The sequence below is a fragment of the Dongia sp. genome, assembly GCF_041905885.1.
In the GTDB taxonomy this organism is placed as follows: domain Bacteria; phylum Pseudomonadota; class Alphaproteobacteria; order Dongiales; family Dongiaceae; genus Dongia.
In genome coordinates, this window is sequence record NZ_JAYRKD010000013.1 from 118,059 (window position 1) to 137,268 (window position 19,210).

At 67.3% G+C, this 19,210-nt stretch carries 16 protein-coding genes; 11 read left to right on the top strand and 5 right to left on the bottom strand.

Going from position 1 to position 19,210, the window contains the following annotated elements; translation table 11 throughout:
• The first annotated feature begins 116 nt into the window (after positions 1 to 116).
• On the top strand, positions 117 to 1,490 hold the full coding sequence (locus ACH2CY_RS15020; RefSeq protein WP_395020099.1) for an MFS transporter: 1,374 nt from the start codon (positions 117 to 119) through the stop codon (positions 1,488 to 1,490).
• On the opposite strand, the gene ACH2CY_RS15025 is transcribed toward ACH2CY_RS15020, so the two are convergent.
• From ACH2CY_RS15025 to ACH2CY_RS15035, 3 genes are all read right to left on the bottom strand, one after another.
• Positions 1,487 to 5,350, bottom strand: a complete 3,864-nt coding sequence (locus ACH2CY_RS15025) for a PAS-domain containing protein (RefSeq protein WP_395020100.1) — start codon at positions 5,348 to 5,350, stop codon at positions 1,487 to 1,489. The two genes, ACH2CY_RS15020 and ACH2CY_RS15025, sit on opposite strands and share 4 nt — an antisense overlap.
• 111 nt (positions 5,351 to 5,461) lie before the next feature.
• The gene (locus tag ACH2CY_RS15030; protein WP_395020101.1) at positions 5,462 to 6,115 is read right to left on the bottom strand and encodes a pyridoxamine 5'-phosphate oxidase family protein; all 654 of its coding nucleotides are present in this window, start codon (positions 6,113 to 6,115) and stop codon (positions 5,462 to 5,464) included.
• Positions 6,116 to 6,157: 42 nt separating this feature from the next.
• Positions 6,158 to 8,224 carry an FAD-dependent oxidoreductase gene (locus tag ACH2CY_RS15035; RefSeq protein ID WP_395020103.1) on the bottom strand — a complete coding sequence of 689 codons (2,067 nt, stop codon included), beginning with the start codon at positions 8,222 to 8,224 and terminating at the stop codon, positions 6,158 to 6,160.
• Between the two features lie 149 nt (positions 8,225 to 8,373).
• Between ACH2CY_RS15035 and ACH2CY_RS15040 the strand changes: the two genes are divergently transcribed.
• The 3 genes from ACH2CY_RS15040 (at position 8,374) to ACH2CY_RS15050 (ending at position 11,534) form a co-directional block, all read left to right on the top strand.
• Positions 8,374 to 8,970 carry an NUDIX domain-containing protein gene (locus tag ACH2CY_RS15040; RefSeq protein WP_395020104.1) on the top strand — a complete coding sequence of 199 codons (597 nt, stop codon included), beginning with the start codon at positions 8,374 to 8,376 and terminating at the stop codon, positions 8,968 to 8,970.
• The gene (locus ACH2CY_RS15045) at positions 8,967 to 10,436 is read left to right on the top strand and encodes a M81 family metallopeptidase (protein ID WP_395020105.1); all 1,470 of its coding nucleotides are present in this window, start codon (positions 8,967 to 8,969) and stop codon (positions 10,434 to 10,436) included. The genes ACH2CY_RS15040 and ACH2CY_RS15045 overlap by 4 nt, the downstream gene beginning before the upstream one ends.
• A gap of 99 nt (positions 10,437 to 10,535) precedes the next feature.
• Positions 10,536 to 11,534, top strand: coding sequence for a cysteine synthase A (locus tag ACH2CY_RS15050; RefSeq protein WP_395020106.1), 999 nt, complete (start codon positions 10,536 to 10,538; stop codon positions 11,532 to 11,534).
• On the opposite strand, the gene ACH2CY_RS15055 is transcribed toward ACH2CY_RS15050, so the two are convergent.
• Positions 11,531 to 12,163 carry a glutathione S-transferase family protein gene (locus tag ACH2CY_RS15055; RefSeq protein ID WP_395020107.1) on the bottom strand — a complete coding sequence of 211 codons (633 nt, stop codon included), beginning with the start codon at positions 12,161 to 12,163 and terminating at the stop codon, positions 11,531 to 11,533. The genes ACH2CY_RS15050 and ACH2CY_RS15055 overlap by 4 nt on opposite strands.
• A gap of 94 nt (positions 12,164 to 12,257) precedes the next feature.
• On the opposite strand from ACH2CY_RS15055, the gene ACH2CY_RS15060 reads away from it, so the two are divergent.
• The 7 genes from ACH2CY_RS15060 (at position 12,258) to ACH2CY_RS15090 (ending at position 18,387) form a co-directional block, all read left to right on the top strand.
• Positions 12,258 to 12,974, top strand: a complete 717-nt coding sequence (locus tag ACH2CY_RS15060; RefSeq protein WP_395020108.1) for an alanyl-tRNA editing protein — start codon at positions 12,258 to 12,260, stop codon at positions 12,972 to 12,974.
• 4 nt (positions 12,975 to 12,978) lie between these two features.
• Positions 12,979 to 13,836: a 3-mercaptopyruvate sulfurtransferase gene (gene sseA / locus ACH2CY_RS15065; protein WP_395020109.1), complete on the top strand. Its 858-nt coding sequence runs from the start codon at positions 12,979 to 12,981 to the stop codon at positions 13,834 to 13,836.
• The gene (locus ACH2CY_RS15070) at positions 13,833 to 14,846 is read left to right on the top strand and encodes a GNAT family acetyltransferase (RefSeq protein ID WP_395020110.1); all 1,014 of its coding nucleotides are present in this window, start codon (positions 13,833 to 13,835) and stop codon (positions 14,844 to 14,846) included. Before sseA ends, ACH2CY_RS15070 begins: the two co-directional genes overlap by 4 nt.
• A gap of 94 nt (positions 14,847 to 14,940) precedes the next feature.
• Complete coding sequence (locus ACH2CY_RS15075; protein ID WP_395020111.1) at positions 14,941 to 15,630, top strand: gamma-glutamylcyclotransferase; 690 nt, start codon at positions 14,941 to 14,943, stop codon at positions 15,628 to 15,630.
• Positions 15,627 to 15,917, top strand: coding sequence for a (2Fe-2S)-binding protein (locus ACH2CY_RS15080; RefSeq protein WP_395020112.1), 291 nt, complete (start codon positions 15,627 to 15,629; stop codon positions 15,915 to 15,917). The genes ACH2CY_RS15075 and ACH2CY_RS15080 overlap by 4 nt, the downstream gene beginning before the upstream one ends.
• Positions 15,914 to 17,269 (top strand): FAD-dependent oxidoreductase, encoded by a 1,356-nt coding sequence (locus ACH2CY_RS15085; protein ID WP_395020113.1) that lies wholly within the window; start codon positions 15,914 to 15,916, stop codon positions 17,267 to 17,269. The genes ACH2CY_RS15080 and ACH2CY_RS15085 overlap by 4 nt, the downstream gene beginning before the upstream one ends.
• Positions 17,266 to 18,387: an NAD(P)/FAD-dependent oxidoreductase gene (locus tag ACH2CY_RS15090; RefSeq protein WP_395020114.1), complete on the top strand. Its 1,122-nt coding sequence runs from the start codon at positions 17,266 to 17,268 to the stop codon at positions 18,385 to 18,387. Before ACH2CY_RS15085 ends, ACH2CY_RS15090 begins: the two co-directional genes overlap by 4 nt.
• Before the next feature lie 46 nt (positions 18,388 to 18,433).
• Here the strand turns inward: ACH2CY_RS15090 and ACH2CY_RS15095 are convergent, their stop codons facing one another.
• Positions 18,434 to 19,204 carry an amino acid ABC transporter ATP-binding protein gene (locus ACH2CY_RS15095; RefSeq protein WP_395020115.1) on the bottom strand — a complete coding sequence of 257 codons (771 nt, stop codon included), beginning with the start codon at positions 19,202 to 19,204 and terminating at the stop codon, positions 18,434 to 18,436.
• Between the last annotated feature and the right edge of the window lie 6 nt (positions 19,205 to 19,210).

Sequence of the window (19,210 nt, forward strand, 5' to 3'; positions counted from 1 at the left end):
CCGCCGCTCCTGACGCATATTGTCAGGAGCCATTGCCGCTTCGGCCGAGGCCGAAGCATGGCGCCGCCGCGCTGCATATCTGTGACCCATTGGTATCGATAGCAAGGGGTCGCGCGATGAATGCGCCGGTCTTTCCAGGCAAACCCAGCACCGGAACAGCCGCCAAGGCCGGTGCGCTGACCTTGATGACGCTCTGCACCGCGATGCTGATCGCGCAGCTCGACACCTCGGTCGTGAATCTCGCGACCAAGCCGATCGGCGCCGAGTTCCAGGCGCCGGTCAGCGCGCTGCAATGGGTGATCGACGGCTACAACCTGACCTATGCCGTGCTGCTGCTTTCCGGTGGGCTGCTCGCGGATCTCTACGGCCGCCGGCGCGTCTTCATGGCTGGCGCAGCCATCTTCGCCACCGCCTCGATGCTCTCGGCGCTGGCAACCTCGGTCGCGATCCTGATCGCCGGGCGGGTCGCCTGCGGCATCGGCGCCACGATGATGCTGCCGGCCTCGCTCGCGATCCTGCGCGTCGCCTGGCCGGAGCCCAAGGCGCGCGCCCGCGTGCTCGGCGTCTTCACCGGCTGCAACGGCCTGGCCTTCATCATCGGGCCCACGCTCGGCGGGTTGCTGATCGCGCATACCGGATGGCGCAGCGTGTTCTTCGTGGTCGTGCCCTTCGCCCTGGCGGCGCTCGCCGCGGGCCCCTTCGCCCTCTCGGAATCCGCCGATCCCAAGGACCGGCATTTCGATGCCGGCGCGCAGCTGCTCGGCATCCTGGCGCTCGGCGGCCTCGCCATGGCCGCGATCGAATCCCATGACGGGTTCTGGGCTCTGCCGGCCCTGGCGATGGCCGTCATCGCCTTCCTGGCCTTCCTCAGGGTCGAGCGACGGCGCGGCAGTGCCGCCCTGGTCCCGCTCGACCTGTTTCGGATCCGCGCCTTCCGCGGCGCCATCATCGCCACCGCCGGCATGACCTTCGGCATGTACGGCGTCCTCTTCCTGCAGCTCCTGGCCTGGCAGGGCAGCGGACGCCTCGATGCGGTCGGCGCCGGCCTCGCGCTGTTACCGATGGCGGTGGTCTTCACCCTGGTCTCGCCCTTCTCCGGCGCGCTGCAGGCGCGCTTCGGCACGCGCTTCATGACCGGCGGCGGGGTGGCGATCATCGGCTGCGGTCTGCTTGCCGTCGGGGCTGCGGCGGGATCGACCGCGCTGCTCGGTGCCGAGATCGGGCTGATGCTGACCGGGCTGGGGATGGGCCTTGCGACCGGCCCGCTGACCGGCGTCGCGGTCGGCGCGGTTTCCGCCGCGCGCTCGGGCACGGCCGCGGCGCTGCTCAACGTCGCGCGGATGGTCGGCGCGACGCTCGGCGTCGCGGTGCTGGGCGCGGTCTTCGCGCTGCTGCAAGGCGGGACCGAAGGACTCCGGCCGGCCATGCTGCTGGGCGGCGCGGTGCAGATCCTGGCCGCCGGCGCCTGCTGGCGGGCGCTCTCGGCCTAGCCCGCGGCGCGCTGGGGCTGTTCCTCGAGCAGCGGCTGCCAGGGGAAATGCACGGTCATCGTCGTGCCCTTGCCCTTGACGCTGGCGATCTGGAAGGTGCCGCGGTGAAGCTCGATCAGCGACTTCACCAGCGGCAGGCCGAGCCCGGTGCCCTCGACGTTCTTCACCAGCGCCGAGCCGATCTGGCCGTAGGGGCGCATCGCCTTGGTGATCTCCGCCTCGCTCATGCCGATGCCGGTATCGCGCACCACGATATCGACGCCGGCGTCGCTCTCCACGAACTCGAGATCGACCCGCCCGCCCTGGGGCGTGAATTTCACCGCGTTGGACAGCAGGTTGTAGATAATCTGGTTGGTGACGCGTTCGTCGCCGTGCAGCTCGCGGCAGGGCGCCACCGCCCGGCATTCCAGCTTTAGGCCGCGATCCGCCGCCATCTTGCCGAACATCGCGGCGGCGCCATGCGCCAGCGCCGACGCATTGAGACGGTCCAGGGTCAGCTCCATGCGCCCGGCCTCGATCTTGGAAAGGTCGAGCACGTCGTTGATCAGCGACAGCAGGTGCTTGCCGCTGTCGCTGATCAGGCCGACATATTCGCGATAGCGCGGCGGCTCGATCGCGCCGAAGATCTCCTGCTGGATCAGGTCGGAGAAGCCGATCACGGCGTTCAGCGGCGTCCTGAGCTCGTGGGTCATCTGCGCCAGGAAATTCGACTTGAAGCGGTTCGCTTCCTCGGCCCGCTCGCGCGCGGCACGCAGGTCGCCGGTGGTGGCGATCAGCGATTCGGTCAGCCCTTCGAGCTGGGTCTTCGCGGCCTCGAGGTCGATCTCGCGGTTCTTCTGCGCGGTGATGTCGGAGCGGATGCTGACGAAGCCGCCATCCGCGGTCGGCCGGTGGCTGACCAGCGTCCAGCGTCCATCGGCGAGCATCTCCTCGCCGACGAAGGGCTCGCGCCGCTTGAAGCAGCGCATCCAGTCCGCGACGAAGGTATCGATGTCCTTGCGCCCGTCGAGTTCCGGAACCTCGCCGCGCTCGGCGCCATAGCGCAGCACGTCTTCCAGCTTCGCGCCCACCTTGATGGCCGGCGCCGACTTCGGGTAGAGCTCGAGCAGGCGGCGGTTGAACTGGACGTAGCGCAGATCGGCGTCGAACAGCGCGAAACCTTCGTTGATGCTCTCGATCGCCTCGCGCAGCCGGGTCTCGGCGGCCCGCAAGGCGGTCACGTCGCTGAAGATGCCGACCCGGCCGCCATCCGAGGTCCGGCGCATCACCACGCTGAACCGGCGCCCATCCGTCAGGACGCGCTCTTGCGCCTCCTCGCGCGGGTTGACGTGCTGCTCGAACACCCTCGCCGTGAAGGCCTCCGGATCGGCCTTGGCCGATATGTCGGTCACCTCGCCGTGCGCGAATTCGCGCAGCAGTTCCAGCGCCGGCCGCCCGACGATCGACTCCGGCGACGCCTGTCCCACGTAGTCGGCCCAGGGCTGGTTGCACAGCACTATCTTCAGGTCGCGGTCAAACAGCACGAAGCCGTCGGTCATCGCGTTGATCGCGTTGGTCAGGCGCTCCTGGGCCTGCTTCACGCCGGTGATGTCGGTCCAGATGCCCATGTAGCCGCCGTCGGCGGTGCGGCGCTCGGTGACCTGCAGCCATTGTCCGGTGGAAAGCCGCATCTCGAACGGCACATCGGAGGGATTGCGGTGCTGCTCCATGCGGCGCGCCACCCAGGCCTCGGTATCCGGCCCGGTTTCCACCAGGGCGCTGTGCGAAACGATGTTGAAGCGCACGAACTCCTCGAAGGAATGGCCGATCGGGTCGCCGAAGGCGGCCTGGGTCTGCGCGTCGATGAAGGTGCGATTGTGCAGGATCAGGCGGTCGTCGGCATCGAACAGCGCGAAGCCGCTGTCCATCCCCTCGATGGCGGCCTTGAGGCGCGCTTCGGTCAGGCGGAAGCGTTCGTTGCTCGCGGCGAGGTCGGCGGTGATGCGCTGGGCGATCGCGGTGGCGCGCGCGCCGGTCGATTGCAGGTTGGCCACCAGGGCGCTGAAGATGGTGGCGATCAGGATGACCGCCGCGGAGAGCAGCGGCGGCTCGCTGCGCGAGGCGCTCGCGAAGGCGGGACCCGGCTGCCAGGCGATCTGGAAGGCATGGCCGCTGAGCATCATCAAGGTCTCCCGGCGGGCGGGTTCCGCGGGCACCTGGTCCGGCAATCCGAAATTGCTGAACACCGCCGGCTCGTTGGTGCCGACGCCGTTGAAGACCTCGACCTGGATCGCGTCGCCGAACCGTTTGAAGGCGGCGGTGAAGAACAGGTCGGCGGCGACCGGGGCATTGATCCAGCCGCGAAAGGCGGCGCGCCGCTCGGCGACCGTCCCGACCGGACGATGCGCCCAATAGCTCGGCACGAACAGCACGAAGCCTTGGCGCTGGCCGCCATCCGTGGCCAGCATGACGGAATGCGACATGGTCGGCACGCCGAAGTCGCGGGCGGCGATCGCGGCGGAGCGGCGCTTCGGCTCCGAGCCGAGATCGAGACCGACCGGGGAGCGCCGAAGGCTCTCCGGTCCTTCCCGGATGATCAGGAAATGCTCATCGACGCCGAGCACGCCGCCCGGCACCGGCCGCGCCGTGAACAGCGGCAAGCCGTCGTCGCGCATATAGTCCCTGAACGCGTTGAGATCGGCGTGCCGGACCGGGACTACCAGGCCCATGCTGTAGACGCCGGGATAGCGGCCAAGCAGGTCGATCGAGTTGACGTAGACTTCCCACTCCGAGCGGGTGATTCCGTCGGAGGCGGCGAACATGCTGGCGCCGCCGCGCAGGATGTCGGTGTAGGTGCCGATGCGCTTCTGCAACTCTTCCGTGGCGCTCTGGATCAGTTCGTTGAACTGGCGGATGTCGTGGGAACGGCGGTTGAGATCGCTGGCGAAGAAGACCAGCGCGGCGATCGCGGCGCCGGTAGAGAAGACGATGCCGATCCAGCGCGATCCGCCGGTGCCGAAATCGGCCAAAGCCACGGCCGCAAAAGCCAGCGCGGCGGCTAGGATCTGTACGTTGACCAGACCGGCATTCTGCGAGGTGCCGGTGAAGGGACCGAAGCCCAGTGCGGTCGCAAGGATCCAAGTCCCGGCGACCAGCACGGCAAGCCATAGACCGGCCGGGATCGAGAACCAGCGGAACGCGATCAGCACCAGCGGGAAGCTCAGGAAGATCGCGATGCCGGCCCGCCAGTCGCTCAAAGCGATGAGGTTCACGGCCAGGGTAATCGCGACTAGCAGGGCGAACTTCCACAGCCGATTCCACTGCAGGCGTCGCCGGTCTGCCTCGGTCAGGGAGAGCAGCGCGGGAACCAGCAGGAACAGGGCCAAGGCGTGCCCGGTCCACCAGGTCAGCCAGACTTCGACGCCCGAGGCATGACCGAGCGAGTCCGAAAGATGCAGCGTCTGCAGACCGACGCTGGCGGAGATCACGGAAGCCAGGAGCGAGGCCGCGGCATAGCCCAAGGTGGTGCCGAGCGGCAGCTTCTCGCCATGCCAGGTGAGGTTGCGCGAGAGCACGAGTTGCCCGGCCAGGGCGGCCAGGGTTTCGCCCACCGCAATCGGGCCGGCGATGCCGATCCCGCCGCCGGCCAGACCATGGGCAGCCAGCGCCCCGAGGGTGATGGCCGGCCAGGCGCGGCGGCCGAACAGCATGAGCAGGGCGACGCCGAGCCCGGCCGCCGGCGCCACCGGGGCGGCATGCGGGTTGAGGCTGGCCAGCGCCAGGCCGAGTTCGGCGGCACCGAAATAGGCCGCGGCGCCCAGCAACAGAACGGCGGCCAGGGGCGCTTGCTTCGGGTTGGTGAGAAGGGCCTTCAGGTCCATCGGGACAAGGCGAATCCGGCGCTGTTACGCAAACCGGCAGACTATTGGCCAAGTCCTGAATGCTGGGTTAATTCCAGCGGCTTAGAACCACCTTTGGGTGTGACTTCGGCCTCAATAGAGTTCGGTGCGATAGTTCTCTTCGATGTCGGCATCGACCGCGGAGACCTCCGCCTGTCCCGGAAGCGCCTCATTCGCCACCTCCGCCATTTGGTCCATGATCATCCGGGCCAGGGTCGGCATGGTGTTCCGGGGAATCTGGGTGGCCGGATCCCACAGTCCGGACCTGCGAAATGCCTTGGCGCAGTGGAAAAATGCCTCGTCCACCGAGACCAGCACGCCGAATTTGGGCAGCTTCCCATCCACCGCGGAATCCGCCAGCAGGCCGGGATCCTTGGTCACCCGCCCGCGGCCATTCACACGCAAAGTGTCCTCGAAGCCGGGGATGAAGAACAGCAGCCCGAGCGAAGGGTTCTGGATGATGTTGCGCAGCGAATCCATGCGGTTGTTGCCGGGCCGCTCGGGGACCAGCAGGGTCTTCTCGTCGATCACCCGCACGAAGCCCGGCTTGTCGCCGCGCGGCGTCACGTCGGCATTACCCTTGCCGTCGCTGGTGGCGAGGCAACAGAACGGCGACAGGCCGATGAACTGCCGCGCATAGCGTTCAATCCGGTGCATGGTCTTGCCGGCGGCGCCCCCGGTCGCCGGCGGCACCATCGCGTCCAGCTCGGCGAGGCTGGTGACGAACTGCTTTTCCTCGAAAGTCATTTTCGCTGCTCCATCGCCCTCAGGCATCCGACCTCGGGCATTTCAAGGTTTGGCAGGCGCCCAGACCACCCGCTTGAAGGATACTTCGCCTTGGGCCGGCGCGTCGAGTTCCCGTGCGTAGCGGTGGCCGCCATAGACCGCATGGGCGATGAAGCCCGGCGCCAGGCAATCGCCGATCCGGATCACGGTCTTGATCCCGGCCGCGCGCAGGGCCTCGGGTTCGGCCTGCAAGGCCGCGTACAAGGCTTCCTCCGGCAGCCGCGAGGTGACCGCGACGACGGCCTTGGCCGGCAGGGTCCGCGGCGCTTCGCCGTAATTGCTGGCCAAGGTCACCGCACTGCCGTCGAAGCCGGTCACGTCATGCGCGGTCACCACGGCGATCCCGAGCTTGCGGAGCTGCTGGTTGATCGGCATGAGCTCCAGCGTATGCGCGGTCCAGCTCGCGGCGACGTCGCCGGTGGTGACCAGGGTGACGCTGAGCCCCGCCATCGCCAGCCGCTCGGCGATCACGCTGCCCATGTAGTAGTGCTCGTCGTCGAAGACCACGACCGGCCCTTGCGTCGGCAGCTTTCCCGCCATGATGTCGTCCGGCGAGAAGACCTGTGGAGCGCCGAAGCCGGGAATCGGCTTCCAGTGGCTGCGCCCGACGCCGTCGCTGCGCCAGCGGGCACCCGTCGCCAGCACCACCCGCTCGAAGCCGAACTCGCGGATCTGCTCCGCGCTGAGCCGGCTATCACGGTAGATCTCGACATTGGTGAGCTTGTCGAGCTGGGTCAGGCGATAGTCGCGCACCCTTCCCCAGGCCGCGAGGCCGGGCAGCTTCGACTCCCGCGAAACCCGACCGCCGAGCTCGGCGGTGGCTTCGGCAAGGTGAACCTCATAGCCGCGCTGCCCGAGTGCCCGCGCCGCTTCGAGCCCGGCCGGGCCGGCGCCGACCACCAGGATGCGATCGCTGGATTGCTTCGCCGGGATGATCTCCGGGTGCCAGCCCTTGCGCCATTCCTCGCCCATGGTCGGGTTCTGGGTGCAGCGGATCGCCGACATGGTCATGTCGCCGGAGACGCAGATGTTGCAGCCGATGCATTCGCGGATGTCGTCGGGCCGCCCCTCCTCGATCTTCTTCGGCAGGAAGGGATCGGCAATCGACGGCCGCGCCGCGCCGATGAAGTCGAGCACGCCTTTTTTCACCAGTTGCACCATGCGGTCCGGCGAGGTGTAGCGCCCGACCCCCACCACCGGCTTGGTCGTGAGCTGCTTCACGAAGCTGATGTAGAAGTCCTGGTGTCCTTCCTCCGCGAAGCGCGAGACCGCGGAGTCATGGCGCCAGGGGCTGACATTCACGTCCCAGAGATCGGGTAGCTCGGCCAGGCTGGCGATCACGTCGCGGCTCTCGCCGTCATGCAGCAGGCCGTCTTCGCCCATCTTCTCATCGACGCCGAAACGCACCGCGACCGCGCAGGTATCGCCGATCGCGTCCTTGGCGTCCTCGATCAGCTCGCGGAACAGCCGGATGCGGTTCTCGAAGGATCCACCGTATTCGTCGCTGCGCTGGTTGCGCCGCTTCAGCAGGAAATGCAACGCCAGGCTCAAGTCATGCGCGGCATAGACATAGACGACATCGTAGCCGGCCTTCTTCGAGCGCAAGGCGGCCTCGCGGTGCCAGCGCCGATAGTCGCGGATATCCTGCAGGTCCATCGCCCGCGCCTGCCAGGGCCAGTAGTTGGTCATCTGGTGCGACGGCCCGATCGCGACGTCGCGGCTCGAGAGATTGGAGACCGAGGTGCCGTTATGGGTGAGCTCGATCGCCGCCAGTCCGCCATGCCGATGCACCGCCTCGCACATCAGTGCATGGCCGGGTATGTCCTTGTCGTCCCAGAGCCGCCCTTCGATGTAAGGCGAGACGTCGCCGGTCGGATGGATCTCGACCTCTTCGGTCGCCACCACGGCCCAGCCGCCTTCCGCCTTCACGCCACGCATCGCCGCATGGCCTTCGGGATTGTAATGGCCCATGCCGTTGCAATGCGGCACCTGGAAGAACCGGTTCTTCGCGGTGACCGGACCGATCTTCACCGGCTCGAACAGGATGTCGTAACGTGGATCGCGCGGCATTCAAGGCTCCCTGTTTTCGCAAGGGAACCGGCTTTCAATTCACTCGGTCGTGAGAAAGACTCGTCCGGACCCCCGCGATGGCGCGCCAATCTAGCTTTCCCGCCCTGTGGCTGTATAGTGCGGCAACCCCAATGACTCAGCAGGCAAGCATGGACGGAAAAATCGAAGTCCTGGGCCAGGAATGGCTTTCCCAGGGCTTCATGAAGCTGGCGAAATTCACCGTGCAGCACGAGCGCTTCGGCGGCGGCACGATCGGGCCCTTCACGCGCGAGATCGTGCTGCGCACGACCGCCGTCGGTGTACTCCCCTATGACCCGATCGCCGACAAGATCCTGCTGATCGAGCAGTTCCGCCTCGCCGCCCATCTCGCCGGCATGCCGGCCTGGCAGCGCGAGGTGATCGCCGGCATTTCCGACAAGAACGAGACCCCCGAAGAGCTCGCCCGGCGCGAGGCGATCGAGGAAGCCAATTGCAAGGTCACCGATCTCGTGGAAATGACCCGCTTCCTCCTGAGCCCGGGCATGAGCAACGAGGTCCTGATCCTCTATTGCGGCCGGATGGATTCCAGCCAGTCCACCGGCGTGCATGGCCTCGCCACCGAGCATGAGGACATCCGGTCCACTCTTTTCGACGCTGGCGAGATCCCGGCCCTGATCGAACATGGCACGACCGGCAACGGACCGCTGACCTTGGCGCTGTATTGGATGCAGGCCAACCGCGAGCGCCTGCGCAAGCTCTGGTCATGAGAAAGCTGGCCGTCGCGCGCCTCTGGTACGAGGGCAATTCCTTCTCGCCGATCCCGACGGAGCTGTCGGTGTTCGAAGCGCGCGAGTATTTCGAAGGCAGTGCCGCCAAGGATTTCTACCGCGGCACCAAGACCGAGATCGGCGCGGTGGTCGATTTCGCCGAGCGCAGCCGCGACTGGTCGGTCGAGTTCCTGCTCTGCGCCGCCGCGCCCCCCGGCGGCATGATGGCCCAGGACGCCTTCGCGATGATCCGCGACACCATCCTCGACGGCCTCGGCCGCGACCAATGGGACGCGGTCTATCTGTCGCTGCACGGCGCCACCGTCACCGAAGCCACGCCGACGCCGGAGCTCGAGTTGCTGCAGGCGGTGCGCCACGTGATCGGGCGCACGCCGCTCGCCGTCACTTTCGACCTCCATGCCAACCTCGGGGCGGCGATGATCGACCTCGTCGACATCGCGATCGGCTACAAGACCTATCCGCATATCGACATGGCCGAGGTCGGCGCGCGTGCGGTGGCACTCGCGGTCGAGACGGTCGAAGGCCGGATCCGCCCGGTCTGCGCGCTGGCCAAGGTGCCGGCAATCCTCACCAGCTTCAACATGCGCACCACCGACGGGCCGATGCAGGAGCTGGCGGAGCTCGCGGGCGAATGGCGCCGCCGCGACGGCATTCTCGACGCCTCGATCTTCGGCGGCTTCGCCTACGGCGATTCCCCCTTCGCCGGCGCCAGTGCGCTGGTCACCGCCGACGGCGAACGCGCGCTGGCCGAGGACGCGGCCCAGGAGCTCGCGCGGGAGATCGCAGCGCGGCGTGACCGCTTCACGGTGACACTGCCATCGGCCGCGGAAGGCATCGCCAAGGCATTGGCCGCGCCGGGCAACGGCCCCGCCGCCGTGGTCGATCCGGCGGACAACCCGCTTTCGGGCGGCATCGGCGATACGCCCGCGCTGTTCCGCGCCCTGCTCGATGCGAAACCGAAAGTGCCGACCGTGTTCGGCTTCTTCTTCGATCCGGCCCTGGTCGCGCGCGCCCATCGCGAGGGCGAAGGTGCCACGCTGGATGCCAAGCTCGGCGGCCGCATCACCGATGCCTTTGGAGCGCCGATCGCCGTGAAGGCGCGGGTGCTGAGACTGACCGACGGCAAGTTCCGCAACCTCGGGCCAATGGAGCACAACCTGCCGGTCGATCTCGGCCAGACCGCCTTGCTCGAGGTGAAGGGCTTCCAGGTGATCGTCACCGAACGCTGCCAGACGCCGAACGATCCCGGTTACTTCGCGCTGCATGGCATCGATCTCGACAAGGTCGGGCTGCTCTGCGTGAAGGCGAAGAACCACTTCCGTGCCGGTTTCACGCCGCTGACGCGTGTGATCGTCGATGTCGATTGTCCGGGGCCGGCGGCCTCGAATCTCCGGCACTACCGGTTCAAACACGCACCGAAGTCGCTATACCCGCTGAATCAGTAGGCTTTTTCGGATTCTGGCCCCATGGAGAAGGGGTTGATCGCGGAGCGATCGCTGCCCTACCCTAGCGCTCCACGAATTTCACACCGCCGGAAGCATTTCATGGATTTTCGCCAGGGTTTCATCGACACGATTGGCAACACGCCCCTGATCAAGCTCAAGAAGGCGTCGGAGCTGACCGGCTGCACCATCTTGGGCAAGGCGGAGTTTCTCAATCCCGGCGGCTCGGTGAAGGATCGCGCGGCGCTCGCCATCATCACCGATGCGGAGAAGAAGGGGCAGATCAAGCCGGGCGGGCTGATCGTCGAGGGCACGGCGGGCAATACCGGCATCGGCCTCGCGCTGGTCGGCAATGCGCGCGGCTACAAGACGCTGATCGTGATTCCGGAGACGCAGAGCCAGGAGAAGAAGGACATGCTGCGCCTCGCCGGCGCGGAGCTGAAGGAGGTCCCGGCCCTCCCCTACAAGGATCCCGGCAATTACGTGCGCGTCTCCGAGCGCATCGCCAATGAGTTGAAGGACAGCAACCCGAACGGCGTGATCTGGGCCAACCAGTTCGACAATGTCGCCAACCGCCAGGGCCACTACACCACCACCGGCCCGGAGATCTGGAAGCAGACCGACGGCAAGGTCGATGGCTTCGTCAGCGCCGTCGGCACCGGCGGCACCCTCTCCGGCTGCGCGATCTTCCTGAAGGAGCAGAACCCGGAGGTGAAGATCGCCCTCGCCGACCCGGAAGGCGCGGCGCTCTACTCCTATTTCAAGACCGGGGAGTTGAAATCCTCGGGCACGTCGATCACCGAAGGCATCGGCCAGGGCCGCATCACCAAGAATGTCGAAGGCACGCCGATCGATTTTCCGTTCCAAATTCCGGACAGCGAAGCCCTGCCGATCGTGTTCGATCTGCTGAAGCACGAAGGCCTCTGCCTCGGCGGCTCGACCGGCATCAACGTCGCGGGGGCGATCCGCCTGGCGAAGGAGCTCGGCCCCGGCCATACCATTGTGACTTTGCTCTGCGACTTCGGCACCCGCTACCAGAGCAAGCTGTTCAACCCGGAATTTCTGAAGTCCAAGGGCCTGCCCTATCCGGACTGGCTCTAGCCCGGCACCGTCTCCTTCACGCTCGGCCTCTCCTGCATCGCCCTGTGCCAGGCGGCGAGTTTCGGAAACTTCGGCAGCATCGCCTTACCTTCCGGTGTCGCGACGAAGTAGTCGATCACCGGCAGCAGCAGCATGTCGGCGAGGCTGACCTGGCGGCCGACCAGGAACGGATCGGGGTTCAGCGTCAGGTCCTGGATCGCCTTCAGCACAAGCTCGGAATCCGCTGCCGCGGTGGCGATTTCCGCTTCATCCACCGCCACACCGACCTCCGGAAAGCAGCGTGGCACGGCCACGCCCCAGACCATCGGTCGATAGCCGTAGGTGCCGATGACCGCCATGATCTGCTCGGACCGGGTCCGGCGGTGGATGTCGGCGGGTGAGAGTCGCACGCCGGGAAAGGCGTCGTCGATATAGTGCAGGATCGGCACGGTCTCATAGATCATGAAGCCGTTGTGCTCGAAGGCCGGCACCCGGCCGAACGGATGCCGCGCCAGGTGCGCCGGCTGCTTCGCGTCGGTTGCGCGCTCAACATGCACGACCTCATGCGCGACCTTGCGCTCCAGCAAGGTCATGATCGCCGAACGCGTAAAGGTGCTGTAGCGCGGCCCGTAGACGATCGGCTTGCCCATGGGTTTTCCCCAGTTTTCCTGGGAGAAACGGTAGGAGGGCCATCCTTGAAAATCAAGGTCGCCCCTTTATGATGCCGGGCCAGGGAGAACATGCATGGACAAGACCGGCGAGCTGTTCCGCGAAGACGCCTATCTGAAAAGCTGCGAGGCCGTCGTGACCGCGGTCGACGAGAAAGGCATCCGCCTCGACCGCACCGTGTTCTATCCGACCGGTGGCGGCCAGCCGGGCGATATCGGACGGCTGCGCACGGCCGACGGCAGGATTGTCGAGATCCGCGATACGGTGAAGGGTGCTGCGCCGGGCGAGATCGTCCATGTGCCGGCCGAAGGCGCGCCGGCCGTGGCCGCCGGCACGAAGGTGACCGCGGAACTCGACTGGGAGCGCCGGCATCGCCTCATGCGCATGCACACCTGCCTGCACCTGCTCTCCTCGATCGTCACCGGCGAGGTGACCGGCGGCCAGGTCAGCGACGGCAAGGGCCGGCTCGACTTCAACCTGCCCGACGGCGCGCCGGACAAAGATCACATCACCGCTGAACTCAATCGCCTGGTCACCGAGGACCATCCGACCGGCACCAAGTGGATCACCGACGAGGAAATGACGGCGCGGCCGGAGCTGGTGCGCACCATGTCGGTGAAGCCGCCGATGGGTGCGGGTCGCGTGCGCCTGCTGGAGATCCAGGATGTGGACCTGCAGCCTTGCGGCGGCACCCATGTCGCGCGCACCGGCGAGATCGGCGCGGTCGAATGCGTGAAGATCGAGAACAAGGGCAAGATGAACCGCCGCATCAACCTCGCATTCAAGGCTTGAGAACATGGCAGTCGACGCCGAAACCAAAGCGCTGGTCAGCACCGAATGGCTGGAAGCCCATCTCGGCCAGCCCGATCTCAGGATCGTCGATGCGACCTACTATCTGCCCATGCAGCAGAAGAGCGCGCGCGCCGAATACGACCAGCGCCATATTCCGGGCGCGGTCTTCTTCGACGTCGATGAGATCAGCGACAAGACCACCGACCTGCCGCACATGCTGCCCGCCGCCGACAAGTTCGGCGCGCGGATGAAGAAGCTCGGCATCGGCGACGGTTCGCGGATCGTGGTCTATGACGGCAATGGCGGGATCGCGGCACCCCGGGTCTGGTGGACCTTGCGCATCTTCGGCCATCGCGACGTCGCCGTGCTCGACGGCGGCCTGATGAAATGGATGGCGGAGGATCGGCCGCTGGAGGACTTGCCGCCCTCGCCCCGCGAGCGCCATTTCACCCCGCGCTTCGACAACACCATGGTCCGCTCGAAGGCGCAGCTGCTCGCCAATATCGACGCCAGGCGCGAGCAGGTGCTGGATGCCCGCGCCGCCGGCCGCTTCAACGCGACCGAGCCGGAACTCTGGCCCGGCCGCCGCGCCGGGCATATCCCGGGCTCGCTCAACCTGCCCTACACGCAGCTGCTGCGGCCCGACGGCACTTTCCTGCCGGTCGACCAGCTTCGCGCCAAGTTCGCCGCGGCCGGCATCGATCCGAAGCAGCCCGTCGTCACCAGCTGCGGCTCGGGCATCACCGCCGCGGTGCTGGCGCTCGGCCTCGACCTGATCGGGCATCGCGACGTCGCGGTCTATGACGGCTCTTGGGCCGAATGGGGCTTGCCTGGCGATACACCGGTCGAACCGAAATCATGATCATCCTTCCTTACTCCGAGGGCGACTTCGATGGGGTCGTCGCGCTCTGGCGCGAGACCGGCATCTTCAAGCCCTACAACGAGCCGAAATCCGAGATCGCGCGGATCGCCAGGAACAACAACTGCCTGCTCTATGTCGGCCGCGAAGCCCCGGGTCCTGAGGGTCGCGTGGTCGCCAGCGTGCTGGTCGGGCATGACGGCTATCGCGGCTGGATCTACAAGCTCGCGGTCGCCGAGGACCAGCGCGGCAAGGGCTATGGCAGGAAGCTGGTGCAGTTCGCCGAAGCCTGGCTGGTCGCGCGCGGCATGCCGAAGGTGAACCTGATGGTCCGCGCCGAGAATCCGGGGGCGCGGGATTTCTACCATCACCTCGGCTATGAGAATGCCGGTCATGCGGTGCTCGGCCGCTGGATCGACAAGGGCGATGTCGACCTCGCCTCGGCCGAGATCGACGTGATCGTGACCTATATGGAGATGACCGCGCCGCCGACCCGCCCGACCGTGCCGCTGCCGCCGGGCAAGCACGCGCTGCTCCGGGTCGAGAATCCGACCATTTCCTTCTACCGCTTCCTCTACAACACGGTCGGCGAGCAATGGCTCTGGACCGACCGCCGCCGCATGTCCGACCAACAGCTGCTCGCCCAGGTCGATCACCCGGAGGTCGAGCTCTACGTGCTCTATACCGGCGGCCAGCCCTCAGGCTTCGTCGAGCTCGACCGCCGGCCGAGTCCCGATCTCAACTTCGCCTATTTCGGCCTGCTCAGCGAGTTCATCGGCCGGGGCCTCGGCAAGTATCTGCTCAACTGGGCGGTCGATCAGGCCTGGTCCTACGGCCCGCAGCGCCTGACCGTCGATACCTGTTCGCTGGATCACCCGCGCGCCATGGGCGAATACCAGCGCGCCGGATTCCGCCCGGTGAAACAGGTCAGCAAGCGCATGTTCGATCCGCGCCTGGAAGGCTATGCACCGATGCACGTGATCCCCCGCCTGCCGGAGGTTGCCGCGCGGTGACGATGCTCACTGGCGAACCGGGCGTGCCCTTTGATAAGGTGAGATCCGCCTGAACACGGCGGAGTCGCGGCGTTTGTCCAAACCTCAATCCAAGATGGCGTTGACCGCCGAACTGGTGGCGCTCTGCCACCGCGCCGAGCCGGATCGCGGCCTGCCCGATTACCTGACCGAAATCCGCGACGACGACTATGAGCATTTCGCCGCCGCGCTGCTGAAGCAGCGCGAGCCCGGTCCGCTCTGGCTCTTCGCCTATGGCTCGCTGATCTGGAAGCCGGCCTACGATGCGCTCGAGCATTGCCGCGCCGCGGCGCATGGCTGGCACCGCGCCTTCACCATGCACCTGCCGCGCTGGCGCGGCACGCCGGAGCAGCCCGGGCTGATGATGGTGCTGGAGCCCGGCGGCTGCTGCATCGGCGTCGCCTATCGCCTGCCCGACGCCGATCACCACGAGCAGATGGTGCGGCTGCTGAAGCGCGAGAGCGCCTCCCGCGAAGGCCTGGAGGCCGCGCGCTGGATCCATGTCGAGACGCCGCAGGGCAAGGTCCAGGCGCTCACCTTCTGGGCCGGCATCAAGGGGCCGCTCCGGGTCGAGAAGCAGGATCACGAACGGGTCGCGGCGATCCTGGCCCGCGCCTGCGGCCATGCCGGCTCCGGCGCCGAGTATCTGTTCCACACCGTCACCAAGCTCGAGGAGCACGGCATCCGCGACCGCAATCTCTGGCGCCTGCAGCACCTGGTCGCCGAGGAAATCCAGCGCCTGCACCTGACCCCGCCGAAACCGTGACCCGCAATCAAGGCCAGTTCCGGCGCATCGCCGAGCGGGAGCGCCGCCGCATCGCCTTCACCCTCGACGGCGTGGCGACCGAGGCCCTGGAAGGCGACAGCGTGCTGACCGCGATCCTCACCCAGCGCGGCCATCTCCGCCTGGCCGAGTTCACGGAAAGCCCACGCGCCGGCTTCTGCCTGATGGGCGCCTGCCAGGATTGCTGGGTCGCGACCGCCGATGGGGCAGCGTTGCGCGCCTGCACCACCGCGCTCGCCGAGGGCATGGCCATCGTGACCCGGCGATGACCCGGGTCGTCATCGTCGGCGGCGGTCCCGCCGGCATCCGTGCCGCCGAGCGGCTGGTCCGGCATGACGTCGCACCCATCCTGTTGGACGAACCGCCGCGCATCGGCGGCCGCATCTACCAGCAGCCAGTCCCGGGCTTTCGGCGCAAGGCCGAGACCCTGTTCGGCTTCGAGGCCAAGAAGGCGGAGGCCTTGTACGCCGCCTTCGCGAGTATCGAGGCGCAGATCGACCATCGCCCCGGCAGCACGGTCTTCGACATCAGCGACGATCGCCTGGTCCTGCTGCGCGACGGCAAGCGCGAGGAGGTCGGCTTCGACCACCTGATCCTCGCCACCGGGGCGATGGACCGCATCATGCCTTTGCCCGGTTGGACCCTGCCCGGCGTCACCACTCTGGGCGGGGCGCAGATCGCGCTCAAACACCAGGGCTGCGCCATCGGCCATCGCGTCGCCTTCCTCGGCGCCGGGCCTTTGCTTTTTCTCGCCGCCTATCAATATGCCAAGGCGGGCGCCGCGGTTGCCGCGGTGGTGACCACGGCCTCCTGGCGCGGCCTCGGCACCAATCTCATCGGCATGGCGGCGCAGGTCGGGACCACGGCCAAGGGCGCCTATTACCTCGGCAAGCTCAAGTCCTGGCGGGTGCCGCTGCTCGCCGCGGCAACGCCGGCGCGCATCCTCGGCAGCGACAGCGTCGCCGGGCTCGAGGTGCTGGTCGACGGTCGCCTGCAAACGATTCACTGCGACGCCGTCGCGCTCGGCTACGGCCTCAAATCGGAGAGCCAGCTGGCCGAGCTCGCCGGCGCGCATTTCGCCTTCGACCGGGTGCAGAACCAGTGGCTGCCGCAGACCGACGATCATGGCCGCGCGGTCGGCCGCGATGGTCTCTACCTCGCTGGAGACGGCGCCGGCATTCAGGGCGCGGACGCCGCCGAGCTGCGCGGCCGGATCGCCGCCGGGGCGCTGCTGCGGGATATCGGCATCACGCCGAAAGATCCGGACGATCTCCCCGCCCTCAAGCGCTGGCATCGCTTCCGCGTGGCACTCGAGCAGGCCATGCCCTTCCCGTCGCATCTCGCCAGGGATCTGCCGGACGCCACCATCCTCTGCCGCTGCGAGAACGTGACCGCGGGCGAACTGCGCGCCGCCGCCGACCAGGGGCTGCGCGAGATCAACCGGGTGAAGGCCGCGACAAGGCTCGGCATGGGCCGCTGCCAGGGCCGCGTCTGCGGCATCGCCGGCGCCGAGGTGCTGGCGGCCAGGCTCGGCGTCAGCGTCGATTCCGTCGGCCGCCTCAGAGCCCAGCCGCCGGTGAAGCCGGTGCCGATCGAAGCCTTGGCCGGAGATGCAACGTGAGCCCGACCTTGGGCGCCGACGTCATCGTCATCGGGGGCGGCATTGTCGGTTGCTCGACCGCGCTCCATATCGCGCGCAAGGGCCATTCGGTCATCCTCCTGGAACGCGACCAGGCGGGCATACGCGCCAGCGGCGTCAATTTCGGCGGCGTGCGCCAGCATGGCCGGGCGCTGGCCGAGATTCCGCTCTCCTTCCGCTCGCGCGCGATCTGGGCCGATCTCGCCAGCCTGATCGGCACCGACGGCGAGTTCACCCAAACCGGCCATCTCCGCCTCGCCCGCAAGGAATCCGACATCAACCTGCTGCAGCTGCATTTGCAGGCGGTCTCGCTCTACGGGCTTGAGCTCGAATACCTGGATCGCGCCGATCTCGACCGCCGCTTCCCCTGGCTGGGGCCGCATATCATCGCCGGCACCTATTGCCCGAGCGACGGCCAGGCCAACCCGCGCTTGATCGCCCCCGCCTTCGCCGCGGCGGCCCGCAAAGCCGGCGCGTCCATCATCGAAGGCGCGGAAGTCACCGCAGCAAGTCACGACGGCGGGCTCTACCGGGTGAGCACGCGCGACGGCCGCCGCTTCGAAGCACCCGTGCTGGTGAACGCCGCCGGCGCCTGGGCCAACAGCGTGGCCGGCTGGTTCGGCGAGAGCGTGACTCTCGTTCCCGAAGTGCCGCAGATCATGGTGACCGAGCCGGCGCCCTATCGCTTCCAGCCGGTGCTCGGCGTCATCGGCGGCGATCTCTATTTCCGGCAGATCCCGCGCGGCAACGTGATCTTCGGCGGCGGCCAGGGCCGCGCCAACGCGGGTCACACCCGCTCGCGCCCGCTCCCGGAAATCTCCGCGCAGGCCGCGGCGGAAGCCGTCCGGATCGTGCCGGAGATCCGGCATCTGAACATCATCCGGACCTGGACCGGGGTCGATGGCGACACCATCGACGGCTCGCCGATCGTCGGCCCGTCAGCCACGACGCCGGGGTTGTTCCACGCCTTCGGCTTCTGCGGGCACGGGTTTCAGCTTGGTCCCGGCGTTGGCGCGGTCCTTGCCGAGTTGATCGTCGACGGCCGCAGCGACACCGACATCCATGGCCTCGGCATCGCGCGGTTTGACGGCGGGCGATAGCGCGCGGCGGTGACCGTCGCCGGTCGGGCGCATCGGGCGCGCGGCCTCAGTGGTGCAGGATCTGGCTCAGGAACAGGCGGGTGCGCTCGGATTTCGGGTTCTTGAAGAACTCCTCCGGCTCGTTCTGCTCGATGATCTCGCCGCGGTCCATGAAGATGACGCGGTTGGCCACGGTGCGGGCGAAGCCCATCTCGTGGGTGACGCAGATCATGGTCATGCCCGACTTCGCGAGCTCGATCATCACGTCCAGCACTTCCTTGATCATCTCGGGGTCGAGCGCCGAGGTCGGCTCGTCGAACAGCATGACCTTCGGATTCATGCAGAGCGAGCGGGCGATCGCCACGCGCTGCTGCTGGCCGCCGGAGAGCTGGCCCGGGTATTTCCCCGCCTGCTCCGGGATCTTCACCCGCTGCAGGTATTTCATCGCGACCTCTTCCGCTTCCTTCTTCGGCATCTTGCGGACCCAGATCGGCGCCAGGGTCAGGTTCTCCAGCACGGTCAGGTGCGGGAACAGGTTGAAATGCTGGAACACCATGCCGACTTCGCGCCGCACCTGCTCGATCTTCTTCAGGTCGTGGGTGAGCTCGACGCCATCGACCACGATCTTGCCCTTCTGGTGCTCCTCCAGCCGGTTGATGCAGCGGATCATGGTGGATTTGCCGGAGCCCGAAGGCCCGCAGACCACGATGCGCTCGCCGGAATAGACGGTCAGGTTGATGTCCTTCAGGACATGGAATTGCCCATACCATTTGTTGACGGCGGAGAGCTCGATCATCGGTTGATCGGAAGCGGCGGGAATGGGTGCAGCTTGAGCCATCGAATT

Coding starts and splice junctions, on each gene's coding strand:
- ACH2CY_RS15035 (WP_395020103.1), bottom strand. CDS start 8,224: ATGCCGCGCGATCCACGTTACGACATCCTGTTCGAGCCGGTGAAGATC.
- ACH2CY_RS15095 (WP_395020115.1), bottom strand. CDS start 19,204: ATGGCTCAAGCTGCACCCATTCCCGCCGCTTCCGATCAACCGATGATC.
- ACH2CY_RS15085 (WP_395020113.1), top strand. CDS start 15,914: ATGACCCGGGTCGTCATCGTCGGCGGCGGTCCCGCCGGCATCCGTGCC.
- ACH2CY_RS15060 (WP_395020108.1), top strand. CDS start 12,258: ATGGACAAGACCGGCGAGCTGTTCCGCGAAGACGCCTATCTGAAAAGC.
- ACH2CY_RS15050 (WP_395020106.1), top strand. CDS start 10,536: ATGGATTTTCGCCAGGGTTTCATCGACACGATTGGCAACACGCCCCTG.
- ACH2CY_RS15040 (WP_395020104.1), top strand. CDS start 8,374: ATGGACGGAAAAATCGAAGTCCTGGGCCAGGAATGGCTTTCCCAGGGC.
- ACH2CY_RS15075 (WP_395020111.1), top strand. CDS start 14,941: ATGGCGTTGACCGCCGAACTGGTGGCGCTCTGCCACCGCGCCGAGCCG.
- sseA (WP_395020109.1), top strand. CDS start 12,979: ATGGCAGTCGACGCCGAAACCAAAGCGCTGGTCAGCACCGAATGGCTG.
- ACH2CY_RS15055 (WP_395020107.1), bottom strand. CDS start 12,163: ATGGGCAAGCCGATCGTCTACGGGCCGCGCTACAGCACCTTTACGCGT.
- ACH2CY_RS15045 (WP_395020105.1), top strand. CDS start 8,967: ATGAGAAAGCTGGCCGTCGCGCGCCTCTGGTACGAGGGCAATTCCTTC.
- ACH2CY_RS15020 (WP_395020099.1), top strand. CDS start 117: ATGAATGCGCCGGTCTTTCCAGGCAAACCCAGCACCGGAACAGCCGCC.
- ACH2CY_RS15070 (WP_395020110.1), top strand. CDS start 13,833: ATGATCATCCTTCCTTACTCCGAGGGCGACTTCGATGGGGTCGTCGCG.
- ACH2CY_RS15025 (WP_395020100.1), bottom strand. CDS start 5,350: ATGGACCTGAAGGCCCTTCTCACCAACCCGAAGCAAGCGCCCCTGGCC.
- ACH2CY_RS15030 (WP_395020101.1), bottom strand. CDS start 6,115: ATGACTTTCGAGGAAAAGCAGTTCGTCACCAGCCTCGCCGAGCTGGAC.